Raw genomic sequence first — 12,695 nt, forward strand, 5'->3', positions numbered from 1 at the left:
GCGCACCGCGCCGCTCCTTCGAATTCGACATTACCCATGAGACGGCGGCGTTCAACCACGATCGTACCGGCGAAAGGGCTGTTCGGCTGCTATCCCCTGGCGTTGTTGCACAAATGACACGATTTGGCCTCACTCAGAAAGCTCTCGTTAACCATTAGGGCCGCCGCAACCGCTTGTTTCCAGTCGAATCCGGCGATCGGCAGACGGAATCATGGCGAGGTCCCGAGTCGCCAGCCAGGAAACTGCCGCAGAACCGCCGCATCCATGGAAAGCAGCAACTCGGCGCGTTCTTATTTTTCCATATAATGACGCGGGCTTGTTGATTGTGCCGGCGCTTTTCTTTATCCAGCGGCGCAACGGAGAGGTGGCCGAGTGGTCGAAGGCGCTCCCCTGCTAAGGGAGTAGAGGTCAAAAGCTTCTCGTGGGTTCGAATCCCATCCTCTCCGCCATCGCTGCCTGCTTCGAAGGCGGCACATCAAACATTATCCCATTAAAACAGCTTGATAGGCAGATATTCCGTTGCCGCCGGAGCGCGACTCCGCGCCAAAATGCACTGAAAACAACGCTGCTTTGTTCGATTCTGACTGGAGGTCAGAAAATGAACATCAAGAGCCTTCTCCTCGGCTCCGCTGCGGCTCTCATCGCAGTTTCCGGTGCGCGCGCCGCCGACGCCGTCGTCGTCGCCGAGCCGGAGCCCGCTGAATACGTCAAGATCTGCGACGTCTACGGCGCTGGCTACTACTACATCCCCGGCACCGAAACCTGCCTGCGCATCGGCGGCTATGTCCGTTACGACATCGGCGGCGGCGACGTCGGCTCGTTCGATGGGGCGCGCGCCGAAAACCAGCTTGGCGATCCCAAGCTGCAGGACACGTGGGCGAAGAACACCCGCTTCACGCTGAAGACCTGGACCGGCCAGGAAACCGAGCTGGGCACGTTGAAGACCTACACCGAAACCCGCATCCAATTCGGCAACTCCAACGGCTATGGCGACGAATTCGGCAATGATGCCCACAACAAGGGCATCACGCTGAACTTCGCCTGGATCCAGCTCGGTGGTCTCCGCGTCGGTAAGGACGAATCGGCCTTCAATACGTTCATCGGCTACGCCGGCGAAGTCATCCAGGATACGCTGGTTCCCTATGGTGGCTTCGACACCAATGTCGTCCAGTACTATTTCGACGGTGGCAACGGCTTCTCGGCCGTCGTCTCGCTCGAAGAAGGCTCCAGTGATGCTGGCGCTGCCACCTTCGACGGGGCCGGCAACTATCTCTTCAACGCGACTTCCGGCAACGACACGATCGACAGCTACGTTCCGGACGTGGTCGGCGGCGTGAAGTACACGCAGGGTTGGGGCACCATCACCGGCGTGGCCTCCTATGACAGTACCTGGGAAGAGTGGACCGGCAAGGTTCGCCTGGACGTGAAAGCGTCTGACGCCCTGACCCTGTGGATCATGGGCGGCTATGGTTCGGACGATCACATAGACCGCAACTTCTACAAGCAGTGGGGCGGCAACTGGGCAGTCTGGGGCGGCGGCACCTACAAGTTCAACGAGAAGACCTCGTTCAACGCTCAGGTGTCGGCTGATGACGCCAAGAACGTCGGCGTCGCGGCCAACGTTGCCTACGACATCGTCCCCGGCTTCACGGTCACGGGCGAAGTCGACTACAACCACGATGGCAAGTTTGGCGATGCCGACGATCGCAACTGGGTCAACGCCGACAAGAAGAACAGCGTCGGCGGTATCCTCCGCTTCCAGCGCTCGTTCTAATAGACTAATAGATTCGACTTGTCGAAATCGAAAACCCGGCGGGCAACCGCCGGGTTTTTTCAACACTTTGTGCGACCTTTGCATCCGGTGCTGCAGCTCACGGTCTTAACTTTGGTTCGGCCTCAACAGCGCAGGTCGCGAACGCATTGCGCGCTTCACCACCACCCACTCTGCATATGCTCGATTGCTGGTGAAAATTCACTGAGCCCGAGGCCAGGCCAAGGTGGTAGCAGGGGGTTCTTTGGCTCCTCGTTGGCCGCGCGTGCGAAATACCGCAAGGCCGCGTCATCGTCGTAGCCCAAGCACACGGTCCCCAAAAATATACAGGGCGAGTGGATGGTTAGGCGTGCGCGCCAGCCAACCGAAGGCACAGCTCCTGAGCCTCGTTAAGCCGCTTGGCCTGCTGAAACTGGTACGCCTGCTCCAGCAGCGCGTCGTCTGCCTGCGTACGCGAAAGCGGATTTTCTTGCCGCAGATTTTGCTGCGGGAACTTGGGTTTCGGCCCGGTTTGGACCTTAAGGTGCTTGGACCAGGCTGGCGGAAGACGATTGTTCATCGTGTCTCGCTAGCAAAAAGAGGCGAAGGAATCCAGCATTGCGGTTGGGGGCCGCGCGCAACTTGCACCGACCATGCGGGCAGGCTAGCAAGAAGGCCCTTTTCAAGCGAGCTCCCACCATGCGCCCACACCCTCCCCTCACGCCGCTCGTCGCAGCGCTTCCCTCGACGGTGCCTTTTGTTGGTCCCGAGGCACAGGAGCGCGAGCGTGGCCGCGCTTTTCGCGCCCGCATCGGCGCCAATGAGAGCAGTTTTGGTCCTTCTCCGCGCGTCATCGAGCGCATGGCCGGAATTGCCCGCGACATGTGGATGTATTGCGATCCCGACAATCACGACCTGAAGGTGGCAGCCGCCGCGCATCACGGCGTCAAGGTCGAAAACGTCGTGGTCGGCGAAGGCATAGACGGGCTGCTCAGCTTGGTCGCACGCATGTATGTGGCGCCCGGCGATGCCGTGGTCACGTCGCGCGGCGCCTATCCGACCTTCAACTTCCATGTCGCCGGTGTCGGCGGGCGGCTGGTCACCGTCCCCTATCACAACGACAAGGAAAGCCTGGACGGCTTGCTCGCGGCTGTGCGCAAGGACAAGGCGCCGCTGGTCTATCTGTCCAATCCGGACAATCCGATGGGCAGCTGGTGGGAGGCCGACGAGCTCATCCGCTTCATCGAGGCGCTGCCGGAAACCACCATGCTGGTGCTCGACGAGGCCTATGGCGAACTCGGACCGGCCTCGGCACTGCCGCCGATCGATATCTCGCGGCCGAACATCATCCGTATGCGCACCTTCTCCAAGGCCTATGGGCTCGCCGGCATACGCTGCGGTTATGCGGTGGCCGAGGCCCAGGTGATCCGCGATTTCGAGAAGATCCGCAACCATTACGGCGTCAGCCGCATGGCGCAGATCGCCGGCGTCGAGGCACTTGCCGATCAGGACTATCTGCAGAGTGTGGTGGCGCGGGTTGCGGCCGGCCGCCGACGCATCGCCGGCATAGCCGAACAGAACGGGCTGAAGCCGCTGGCCTCGGCAACCAATTTCGTCACCATCGACTGTGGTGGCGATGGCGCGTTCGCGCTGAAAGTGTTGCAGGGGCTGCTGTCACGCGACATCTTCATCCGCAAGCCGATGGTGCCGGTGCTCGACCGCTGCATCCGCGTCAGCGTCGGCCTGGATCACGAACTGGACATTTTCGCCGAGGAACTGCCCGGCGCGCTGGCGGCGGCGCGGGGGAATTAGAGCTGCTCCATCCCAATGGAACGGCCGGGTCGCGCTTACAAATCCAGCTCCCAGGTCTGGCCGGTCAAGTCCTTGCCAAAACTGTGGTGGCGCTCCTCCGAGACCAGTTTGAAACCGGCACGCTCATAGATCGCGCGCGCCGCGACGAGGATATCGTTGGTCCACAGCACCAGTCGCTTGTAGCCGCACGCGCGGGCCCGGCTCACGCATTCCGCGACCAGGCGTTTGCCGATGCCCAGGCCGCGTGCCGCCGCCTCGACGTGCAGCATCCTCAGCTTGGCCACCTCGTCGTCCAGATGGACCAGGAACACCGCGCCGACTGGCTCCCCGCTGCCGCGCTCGGCAATCCAGCAGAAATCGCGGCCGGGCACGAAATTGCGGATGAAGTCGGCGCCGATTTCGGCAAGCATGGCTTCGAACTCGATGCTCCAGCCATATTCATCGGCGTAGAGCTGGGCCTGCCGCTGCACGACCCAGCCGACGTCGCCGACGCGGTGCGGCCGCAGCGTCACCTCGGCGTTTTCGCTGGCGGGATCACCCAGCAATTCCCCGGCCTTGCGCAACGCGTCGCCCAGCTCGTGCAGCCTGTCGTCGGGGATGCTTTCGATCAGCCGCGCCGTGTCCTGATCGGCCGCCGCCTGAAGCCTCGCAAGAGCGGCCTCGCCCCTCGACGTCAGCGACAGAACCCTTCGGCGCCGGTCGGCCGGATCCGTCCGGGCCTCGGTCAGGCCCTCGCCGGCGAACTTGCGCAAGATCCGCGTCAGATAGGCGGCATCGACACGCAATTGGCTGGCGATTTCGGCGGCCGCCGGGCCGTTCTCCAGCCGAAATGCCCCGGCCAGGAAACCGCGTTCGCCTGCGATCTCGGCCGAAGCCGGGCGGCTGTGGTGGCCGAGTTCGAACAGCACCCGCGCCTCGGTCAAGGTGAACGCGCTCTGGGTCAAGGTCTCGTCGAGAAGGCCGACGGTGCGGGTGTAGAAGCGGTTGAAGTGGCGGATCTGCGCCACCAATGCTTTGCGTTCGTCCAACATCGGCGTCCAACCCCAATGGCAGCAGCCGATTTTCCAAAATTAATGGACTGAGTCAACTAAATTTCAAACCCGGAAGGCCCGAGGTCGTGCGCACAATTCAGGTTGCATTCCCTGAGCCATGCGCCAGATTCCAGGGAGACAGGCTTGGAGAGATTTCATGGCTGGTCATCGCAGGGAAGTACGGGCGCGCGTCTACGGCAATGTGCAAGGCGTCGGCTTCAGGATCTGGGTTCGGGGCGAGGCCACAAGCCTTGGCCTTGCGGGCTGGGTTCGCAATGAAGCCGACGGGACTGTGACGACCCAGATTGCGGGACCCGATGAAGCGGTCTCGACAATGATCGAACGACTATGGAAAGGGCCGTCCGAGGCTTCGGTCTCCAGGGTCGACGTCGAGGAGTTGGCTGCCGGAAACGCTTCTATCGAGTTCAGGATTGTCGCATGACGATGGACTTGGCTCGAGCTCTCTTGAATTAATTGAACGTTCGTTTTATTATTGTCCCGCAAAGGGGCTGACATGGCGCGCACCACCGGATCCGATGGCGAAAAGACCGAAGCGACCATCCGCGAGGCGGCCGTCAATCTGATCGCGCGGTTTGGCTACGAGGCAATGTCGATGCGTCAGCTCGCCACCGAAGTCGGCGTGCAGGCAGCGGCGCTCTATCGCTATTTTCCGACCAAGGAAGGGCTTTTGTTCACGCTGATGCGCGAGCATATGGAAGGCCTGACCGATGCATGGGAAGCAGCCCGCCCGACCAGCGCGGATCCCGTGCGGCGGCTCGCTGCCTATGTCGAAAACCACATCGCTTTTCATATCGAGCGTCGCCATGCCACGCATGTTTCGAACATGGAGTTGCGCAGCCTGTCGCCCGAAAGGCTGACACAGATCCTGCGGATGCGCACGGCTTACGAAAAGGAGTTGCGCGCCATCCTGCGCGACGGCGCCGAGGCCGGCGTCTTCGACATCGATGACACAGGGCTGACGGCCATGGCGCTGATTCAGATGATGACCGGCGTCATCGTCTGGTTTCGGCCGGGCGAGCGGCTGTCGATCACTGAAGTGACGGCGACATATCTTTCAATGACAATGCGCCTGGTTGGCGCCGCATCGAGTACAGCGCCGCGCTTCCTTTCGGGCGCGCAAAGGACGCTGTAGCATTTTATTTCGCGTATGATCCCTTTCCGAAGATCAAAGTCGATTTTCGGAGTCATGCGGCAGGAGGAAAGCATGTACACGAACACGCTCAGCTTCGGGCATGACGAAGACATCGAGGCGCTGCGTGACTTGGTGCGGCGCTTCGCGCAGGACAGGATCGCGCCGGTCGCCGCCGACATCGACCGCTCGAACGAATTCCCGGCGCATCTGTGGGGCGAACTCGGCGCGCTCGGACTGCTCGGCATCACCGCCGACCCGGATTTCGGCGGCAGCGGCATGGGCTATCTTGCGCATGTGATCGCCGTCGAGGAAATCTCCCGCGCCTCGGCTTCCGTCGGCCTTTCCTACGGCGCCCATTCCAATCTCTGCGTCAACCAGATCAATCGCTGGGCGACGCCGGCGCAGAAGGAGAAATTTCTCCCTGCCCTGTGTTCCGGCGAGCGGGTCGGTGCGCTGGCGATGTCGGAATCCGGCGCCGGCTCGGACGTCGTCTCGCTCAAGCTGCGTGCCGACAAGCGCAATGACCGCTATGTGCTCAACGGCACCAAGATGTGGATCACCAATGGGCCGGACGCCGAGACCCTGGTCGTCTATGCCAAGACCGATCCGGATCGGAAATCGCGCGGCATCACCGCCTTCATCGTCGAGAAAGCGATGGCCGGGTTCTCGGTGGCGCAAAAACTCGACAAGCTCGGCATGCGCGGCTCCAACACCGGCGAGTTGGTGTTCGAGAATGTCGAAGTGCCGTTCGAAAACGTGCTGCATGAGGAAGGTCGCGGCGTCGAGGTACTGATGTCGGGCCTCGACTACGAGCGCACCGTGCTCGCCGGCGGGCCGATCGGCCTGATGGCGGCGTGCCTTGACGTGGCGATCCCCTATGTGCACGAGCGCAAGCAGTTCGGCCAGCCGATCGGCGAATTCCAGCTGGTGCAAGGCAAGCTCGCCGACATGTACACGACGATGAACGCTGCGCGCGCCTACGTCTATGCCGTCGCCGCCGCCTGCGATCGCGGCCAGACGACGCGCAAGGATGCCGCCGGCTGCGTGCTGTTTGCCGCCGAAAAGGCAACGCAGATGGCGCTCGATGCTCTCCAGCTGCTGGGCGGCAATGGCTACATCAACGACTATCCGACCGGCCGGTTGTTGCGCGACGCCAAGCTGTACGAAATCGGCGCCGGCACCAGCGAGATCCGCCGCTGGCTGATCGGGCGGGAAATCATGGCTGAGGGGGTGTGATGTCGCCGCGCAAAGACTGGCACCGCGTCCGTGACAATGTGGATTGCTCGCCACGGCAAATAGCTGTCTCTTCAACGACTGCGGCATACGGAGATAGGCGAGGCGAAAGATGGTTCCGCTACGAGTGAATCCCGTGAACAGGCGCAGGCTATTGTCGATGATTCTTTCTACGCTCTTTGCCAGCCTGCCGCGGCGAGCCAATGCACAGAAGCAGCGCTTTCCCGACATAGCGGAATTCAGAGGCCTTGTGATTGCCGCCATTAGGCGGCAGCCGGGTGTAGACACCGTGGTTGCGGATCCATCTGATCCCGCGAGGATCAATTCGAAGATCGACGATGTCGATATAGGCTCGGATGTCACGAACCTGTTTGGCTATTTGAATTCGTACCCCGATGAAGACGCCGACGCCGCCATCGAGCGGTTCGCCCGAGCTTCGGCGGGAGCTCGTCTCTCCAAGGTCGGAGAGAATGATCTCGTCGCCGTGATCCGAACCCAACAGCATATCGATCAACTCAAATCGATGGGTACGGATCCTCTGCATGAGCCGTTGGTTGGCGAACTTGCGGTCGTATACATGGCCGACCTTCCCGACTCGTTGTCACCGGTTGCGCCAAAGGATTTCCCTGCACGAGCGCTGTCCGATTTGCGCGTCATAGCGCTGAACAACGTTAAAAAATGGCTGCCCAAAATCGTCTCCGACGACGGGTCCGATATCCTTCATCTGTACTACGTCGACGGCAATACGATGCTTTCAACGAGCCTTGTTCTGCTCGATGAATTCTGGCTTACGATCAGTGCGAATTTCCCCGGCGACGTCTTGTTCGCGGTGCCCCGCCGTGACCAATTGTTCGTCTTCGACGCAAGCAATCCGAAGGCGCAAAACGCAGCCAGGCAGATAATAGACGTCACATTCAAGGATGGCTTCAATCTGCTGTCCGACAAGATTTTCGAGCGCCGTAACGGCAAGCTCCTGGCTCAAGCGTAGAGTTTGGCAATGGCGGTATTGCAATCCCAGATCTCCCCGTCCTCCGACACCTTCCGCGCCAATGCCGAGCGCATGCGGGCGCTGGTCGCCGACATTGCGGACAAGGCGGCAAGCGTCGAGCGCGGTGGCTCGGAGGAGGCACGTGAGCGCCACGTTTCCCGCGGCAAACTCCTGCCGCGCGAGCGCCTTGCGCAGTTGCTGGACATCGGCTCGCCCTTCCTCGAGATCGGCCAGTTCGCCGCATGGTCGATGTATGGCGAGGAGATTTCCGCGGCCGGAATGATCGCCGGCATCGGCCGCGTTGAAGGCACCGAGGTGATGGTCGTCGTCAACGACGCCACGGTGAAGGGCGGCACCTACTATCCGTTGACAGTGAAGAAGCATCTGCGGGCGCAGGAGATCGCGCTGCAGAACAATCTGCCTTGCATCTATCTGGTCGACAGCGGCGGCGCCAATCTGCCCAACCAAGATGAGGTGTTTCCCGACCGCGAGCATTTCGGCCGCATCTTCTACAACCAGGCCAACATGTCGGCGGCCGGCATCCCGCAGATCGCCTGCGTGATGGGTTCCTGCACGGCGGGCGGCGCTTATGTGCCGGCGATGTCCGACGAGACCATCATGGTGCGCAACCAGGCGACCATCTTCCTCGGCGGCCCGCCGCTGGTGAAAGCCGCCACCGGTGAAGACGTCAGCGCCGAGGACCTCGGCGGCGCGGACGTGCACACGCGGCTTTCCGGCGTTGCCGACCACTATGCGCTGGATGACGACCATGCGCTTGCCATCTGTCGTCGTATCGTCAAGAATCTCAATCGAAACAAGACTGTAAGCCTGCACTTACAGACATCGATTCCGCCGCTTCACGCAGCCGATGAACTCTACGGCATCGTGCCGACGGACCTGCGCCAGCCCTATGACGTGCGCGAAGTGATCGCGCGCATCGTCGACGGCTCCGAATTCGACGAGTTCAAGCAGAACTACGGCACCACGCTGATCACCGGCTTTGCCCATCTCCATGGCATGCCGGTCGGCATCGTCGCCAACAATGGCGTGCTGTTTTCCGAGAGCGCGCTGAAGGGCGCGCACTTCATCGAATTGTGCTGCCAGCGCAAGATCCCGCTGGTCTTCCTGCAGAACATCACCGGCTTCATGGTCGGTCGAAAATACGAAGCGGGCGGCATCGCCAAGGACGGCGCCAAGCTGGTGATGGCTGTGGCCACCGCCAGAGTGCCGAAGGTCACTGTTATCATCGGCGGTTCGTTCGGCGCCGGCAATTACGGCATGTGCGGCCGCGCCTATTCACCGCGCTTCCTGTGGATGTGGCCGAACGCCCGCATCTCGGTGATGGGCGGCGAGCAAGCGGCGACGGTGCTCGCCATGGTCAAGCGCGAAGGCATCGAGCGCAAGGGTGGCGAATGGAGCGCCGAGGAGGAGGCGAAATTCAAGAAGCCGATCCTGATGAAATACGAGCATGAAGGGCACCCGCTCTACTCGTCCGCCCGCCTTTGGGACGACGGCATCATCGACCCGGCGAAGACGCGCGACGTGCTGGCGCTAAGCCTGTCCGCCGCGCTCAATGCCGAGATCGAGGAGACGCGCTTCGGCGTGTTCAGGATGTGACATGAACGACCGTCCGCGGATTCAGGTTCATACCGGCGACATCACCAAGCTGGCAGTCGATGCCATCGTCAACGCCGCCAACACCTCGCTTCTCGGTGGTGGCGGGGTCGATGGCGCTATCCATCGCGCTGCCGGCCGCGAGCTCGAGTTCGAATGCCGCATGTTGAATGGATGCAAGGTCGGCGAAGCCAAGATCACCAAGGGCTATGAACTTCCGGCGCGGTACGTCATCCACACGGTCGGCCCGGTTTGGCAAGGCGGCGGCAAGGGCGAAGCCGAACTGCTGGCCTCCTGCTATATCCGCTCGCTCGAACTCGCCACGGCCAATGACTGCCGCACCGTTGCGTTTCCGGCGATCTCGACGGGTGTCTACCGCTATCCGAAAGATGAAGCGACGCAGATCGCCGTCGACACGGTCAGCACGTTCATCGAGAAACGAACAATGCCGGAAGCCGTCACTTTTTGCTGCTTCGACGACCAAACGGCGGAACTATACCGGCAGGCCGTTGCTGCCCTGCGAAAAGGCTGAGCTGCATGGACCAACCGATTCACCAGAATAGGCTGCGCCGAATCTCCGCTGGCCAGCTGACGGCGAGACAAAATATTCGCTATCGCTCATCCTGCACAGTGCAATGGGGACAGGGCGGAAATGAAACTGAAATATTCCCAGAAGACGATTGCTTCGATTCTTGCAAGTTTGCTCATATTCGCAACGCATGGCATCGGCTCGGCGGAATCGCTGGCGGGCAAGATGGGCGACAAGCGGTTTTCTCCGACCTTGTCGCTCGACCCGAAGGAAGCCTGCTACAAATCCTACCTTGCCTATATCGCGGCGAGCGGCCATTCAGCCTACGCCACGACGTTCTATTCACGCGTCGTCGATCTCCACATTTTCTGCAGCGGAAAGCTGAACGCACCTTTGCAGAAGGCCGCCGAGGAGACTGCCTTGCGTATCTGTCGGAGCGGCTTCGTCAGGTGGAAGGTCAAGACCGCAAGCGGCGGCTGCGCGATCGCTGCGTCGAAGTAAGCCGGCGGCCAGACTGGCGCCGCCCGAGGCAAACCCGGGAGGCTCCATGTTCGCCAAGATCCTGATCGCCAATCGCGGCGAGATCGCTTGTCGTGTCATCCGCACGGCGCGCAAGCTGGGCGTGCACACCGTTGCCGTCTATTCGGATGCCGATGCGAAATCCCTGCATGTCGAGTTGGCCGACGAAGCCGTGCACATCGGCCCCTCGCCTGTCGGCGAAAGCTATCTGCGTGGCGACAAGATTGTCGCCGCGGCGCTGGCGACCGGCGCGCAAGCCATTCATCCCGGTTACGGCTTCCTGTCGGAAAACCCCGATTTCGTCGATCAGGTAGCGGCGGCGGGGCTGGTCTTTATCGGCCCGTCGGCGGCCTCGATCCGTGCCATGGGGCTGAAGGATGCCGCCAAGCGGCTGATGGAAAAGGCCGGCGTGCCGGTGGTGCCGGGCTACCATGGCGAGGCGCAGGAGATCGTGGTGCTTGCCTCCAAGGCGCGCGAGATCGGCTATCCCGTCCTGATCAAGGCGCGCGCCGGCGGCGGCGGCAAGGGCATGCGCCGGGTCGAGCATCCCGATGAGTTTTCCGAGGCGCTGTCCAGCGCGCGACGCGAGGCAAAGGCCGCTTTCGGCGATGACCGCGTGCTGGTCGAGAAATATGTCGACAAGCCGCGCCATATTGAGGTGCAGGTGTTCGGCGACAACTTCGGCAATGCCGTGCATCTCTACGAACGCGACTGCTCGGCACAGCGCCGCCACCAGAAGGTGATCGAGGAAGCCCCCGCACCCGGCATGACTCCGGCGTTGCGCAAGGCGATGACGGACGCGGCGGTGAAAGCCGCCCAGGCGATCAATTATTCCGGCGCCGGCACCATCGAGTTCATCGTCGATGCCTCGCAGGGCCTCAAGGCCGACCGCTTCTGGTTCATGGAAATGAACACCCGCCTGCAGGTCGAACACCCGGTCACCGAAATGGTCACCGGCACCGACCTGGTCGAGTGGCAATTGCGGGTCGCCAGCGGCGAAAAGCTGCCGAAGACGCAGAGCGAGATCGCGCTTTCCGGTCATGCCTTCGAGGCCCGCATCTATGCCGAGGACGCGACAAAGGGGTTCCTGCCGGCGACCGGCACCTTGCATCATCTGAAGTTTCCGGACGCGGCCCCTGAAGGCGCCACGATGCGCATCGAGACCGGCGTGCGGGCCGGCGATGCCATCTCGCCCTATTACGACCCGATGATCGCCAAGTTGGTCGTCCACGCAAAGGATAGGCCAGCGGCCCTGGAAGCGCTCGGCACGGCGCTGTCGCAAATCGAGATCGCCGGCTCGACCGTCAACACTGCCTTTCTCGCCGCTCTGGCCGCCGATCCGGACTTTGCCGCGGGCGATGTCGACACCGGCTTGATCGCCAGGCATCAACCGGCATTGACCGAGGTCGCGCGGCCGAGCGATGAAGCCGTTGCGGCAGCCGCGCTTGCGGCCTCGGGTGCCGGCGCATTGCCGTCGTCGAGCGACCCATGGTCGTCGCTTGCCGGCTATGCGCATTTCCACAGCGTGGCCCGGCGCACACGGTTGAAGTTCGGCGAAATCGATATAGCGGCAAGGGTTTCGATGCGACCGGACGGGCGGTTCCAGGTGGCGCTGGACGAGCCCTATGACAATGCCAACGCGCATGATTTTCGCGCCACGCCACGCCTCGCCCGCTGGCCAGGCCATATCACTGTGTTCGAAGGCGCTGTTGGCCATACCTTCGCGGTGCCGGACCCGCTGGCACGGGCGGATGAGGCGGCGGCAGGCGCCGGCAGCCTGCGCGCGCCGATGCCGGGACTGGTCAAGCTGGTGCGCGCGGCAAAAGGCGATGCCGTGATCAAGGGCCAGCCGCTGCTGATCCTTGAAGCGATGAAGATGGAGCACACCATTGCCGCGCCGCATGATGGGGTGATCGCCGAGATCGCTACCGAAGGGGCGCAGGTCACCGACGGGACGGTGCTGGTGCGGTTCGTCGAGGATCAGAGCGCCCCGACCGCGGCCGCAAGCTGATAGCCGAAAGCGGGCGATGGATTGCAAGGGAAATGGTCGGGACGCCGGCGGGCCT

12 protein-coding genes and 1 tRNA gene are annotated in these 12,695 nt (G+C 62.2%); 11 read left to right on the plus strand and 2 right to left on the minus strand.

Features of this window, described 5'->3' with window-relative positions; translation table 11 throughout:
• Nucleotides 1–358 precede the first annotated feature (358 nt).
• Nucleotides 359–449, plus strand: a tRNA-Ser gene (locus HNQ71_RS03730).
• 149 nt (nucleotides 450–598) lie between these two features.
• Entirely contained in the window at nucleotides 599–1,774 is a 1,176-nt protein-coding gene (locus HNQ71_RS03735) for a porin (protein WP_184871227.1), read from the plus strand.
• Between the two features lie 340 nt (nucleotides 1,775–2,114).
• On the opposite strand, the gene HNQ71_RS03740 is transcribed toward HNQ71_RS03735, so the two are convergent.
• Nucleotides 2,115–2,330, minus strand: a complete 216-nt coding sequence (locus HNQ71_RS03740; RefSeq protein WP_184871228.1) for a hypothetical protein — start codon at nucleotides 2,328–2,330, stop codon at nucleotides 2,115–2,117.
• A gap of 119 nt (nucleotides 2,331–2,449) precedes the next feature.
• Between HNQ71_RS03740 and HNQ71_RS03745 the strand changes: the two genes are divergently transcribed.
• The gene (locus HNQ71_RS03745) at nucleotides 2,450–3,562 is read left to right on the plus strand and encodes a pyridoxal phosphate-dependent aminotransferase (protein ID WP_184871229.1); all 1,113 of its coding nucleotides are present in this window, start codon (nucleotides 2,450–2,452) and stop codon (nucleotides 3,560–3,562) included.
• A gap of 35 nt (nucleotides 3,563–3,597) precedes the next feature.
• Here the strand turns inward: HNQ71_RS03745 and HNQ71_RS03750 are convergent, their stop codons facing one another.
• Nucleotides 3,598–4,593 carry a bifunctional helix-turn-helix transcriptional regulator/GNAT family N-acetyltransferase gene (locus HNQ71_RS03750; RefSeq protein ID WP_184871230.1) on the minus strand — a complete coding sequence of 332 codons (996 nt, stop codon included), beginning with the start codon at nucleotides 4,591–4,593 and terminating at the stop codon, nucleotides 3,598–3,600.
• 157 nt (nucleotides 4,594–4,750) lie between these two features.
• Between HNQ71_RS03750 and HNQ71_RS03755 the strand changes: the two genes are divergently transcribed.
• The 8 genes from HNQ71_RS03755 to HNQ71_RS03790 all read left to right on the plus strand — a co-directional run bounded on the left by HNQ71_RS03755 (nucleotide 4,751) and on the right by HNQ71_RS03790 (nucleotide 12,640).
• The gene (locus HNQ71_RS03755) at nucleotides 4,751–5,035 is read left to right on the plus strand and encodes an acylphosphatase (protein ID WP_184871231.1); all 285 of its coding nucleotides are present in this window, start codon (nucleotides 4,751–4,753) and stop codon (nucleotides 5,033–5,035) included.
• Nucleotides 5,036–5,107: 72 nt separating this feature from the next.
• A complete protein-coding gene (locus tag HNQ71_RS03760) occupies nucleotides 5,108–5,746 on the plus strand; it encodes a TetR/AcrR family transcriptional regulator (protein WP_184871232.1) in 639 nt (212 codons plus the stop codon).
• Nucleotides 5,747–5,818: 72 nt separating this feature from the next.
• Complete coding sequence (locus HNQ71_RS03765; RefSeq protein WP_184871233.1) at nucleotides 5,819–6,982, plus strand: isovaleryl-CoA dehydrogenase; 1,164 nt, start codon at nucleotides 5,819–5,821, stop codon at nucleotides 6,980–6,982.
• Nucleotides 6,983–7,133: 151 nt separating this feature from the next.
• A complete protein-coding gene (locus HNQ71_RS03770) occupies nucleotides 7,134–7,967 on the plus strand; it encodes a DUF1444 domain-containing protein (protein ID WP_184871234.1) in 834 nt (277 codons plus the stop codon).
• Nucleotides 7,968–7,976: 9 nt separating this feature from the next.
• The gene (locus tag HNQ71_RS03775; RefSeq protein WP_184871235.1) at nucleotides 7,977–9,584 is read left to right on the plus strand and encodes a carboxyl transferase domain-containing protein; all 1,608 of its coding nucleotides are present in this window, start codon (nucleotides 7,977–7,979) and stop codon (nucleotides 9,582–9,584) included.
• 1 nt (nucleotide 9,585) lies between these two features.
• Nucleotides 9,586–10,113, plus strand: a complete 528-nt coding sequence (locus tag HNQ71_RS03780; RefSeq protein WP_184871236.1) for an O-acetyl-ADP-ribose deacetylase — start codon at nucleotides 9,586–9,588, stop codon at nucleotides 10,111–10,113.
• Between the two features lie 120 nt (nucleotides 10,114–10,233).
• Complete coding sequence (locus tag HNQ71_RS03785; protein ID WP_184871237.1) at nucleotides 10,234–10,611, plus strand: hypothetical protein; 378 nt, start codon at nucleotides 10,234–10,236, stop codon at nucleotides 10,609–10,611.
• 46 nt (nucleotides 10,612–10,657) lie between these two features.
• Nucleotides 10,658–12,640, plus strand: a complete 1,983-nt coding sequence (locus HNQ71_RS03790) for an acetyl/propionyl/methylcrotonyl-CoA carboxylase subunit alpha (protein WP_184871238.1) — start codon at nucleotides 10,658–10,660, stop codon at nucleotides 12,638–12,640.
• The last annotated feature ends 55 nt before the right edge of the window (nucleotides 12,641–12,695 follow it).

The organism is Mesorhizobium sangaii, assembly GCF_014207355.1.
GTDB lineage: Bacteria > Pseudomonadota > Alphaproteobacteria > Rhizobiales > Rhizobiaceae > Mesorhizobium > Mesorhizobium sangaii.

Bases quoted from the DNA above. Each gene is read 5' to 3' on its own strand.
- HNQ71_RS03735 (WP_184871227.1), top strand. From the start codon at position 599: ATGAACATCAAGAGCCTTCTCCTCGGCTCCGCTGCGGCTCTCATCGCA.
- HNQ71_RS03740 (WP_184871228.1), bottom strand. From the start codon at position 2,330: ATGAACAATCGTCTTCCGCCAGCCTGGTCCAAGCACCTTAAGGTCCAA.
- HNQ71_RS03745 (WP_184871229.1), top strand. From the start codon at position 2,450: ATGCGCCCACACCCTCCCCTCACGCCGCTCGTCGCAGCGCTTCCCTCG.
- HNQ71_RS03750 (WP_184871230.1), bottom strand. From the start codon at position 4,593: ATGTTGGACGAACGCAAAGCATTGGTGGCGCAGATCCGCCACTTCAAC.
- HNQ71_RS03755 (WP_184871231.1), top strand. From the start codon at position 4,751: ATGGCTGGTCATCGCAGGGAAGTACGGGCGCGCGTCTACGGCAATGTG.
- HNQ71_RS03760 (WP_184871232.1), top strand. From the start codon at position 5,108: ATGGCGCGCACCACCGGATCCGATGGCGAAAAGACCGAAGCGACCATC.
- HNQ71_RS03765 (WP_184871233.1), top strand. From the start codon at position 5,819: ATGTACACGAACACGCTCAGCTTCGGGCATGACGAAGACATCGAGGCG.
- HNQ71_RS03775 (WP_184871235.1), top strand. From the start codon at position 7,977: ATGGCGGTATTGCAATCCCAGATCTCCCCGTCCTCCGACACCTTCCGC.
- HNQ71_RS03780 (WP_184871236.1), top strand. From the start codon at position 9,586: ATGAACGACCGTCCGCGGATTCAGGTTCATACCGGCGACATCACCAAG.
- HNQ71_RS03785 (WP_184871237.1), top strand. From the start codon at position 10,234: ATGAAACTGAAATATTCCCAGAAGACGATTGCTTCGATTCTTGCAAGT.
- HNQ71_RS03790 (WP_184871238.1), top strand. From the start codon at position 10,658: ATGTTCGCCAAGATCCTGATCGCCAATCGCGGCGAGATCGCTTGTCGT.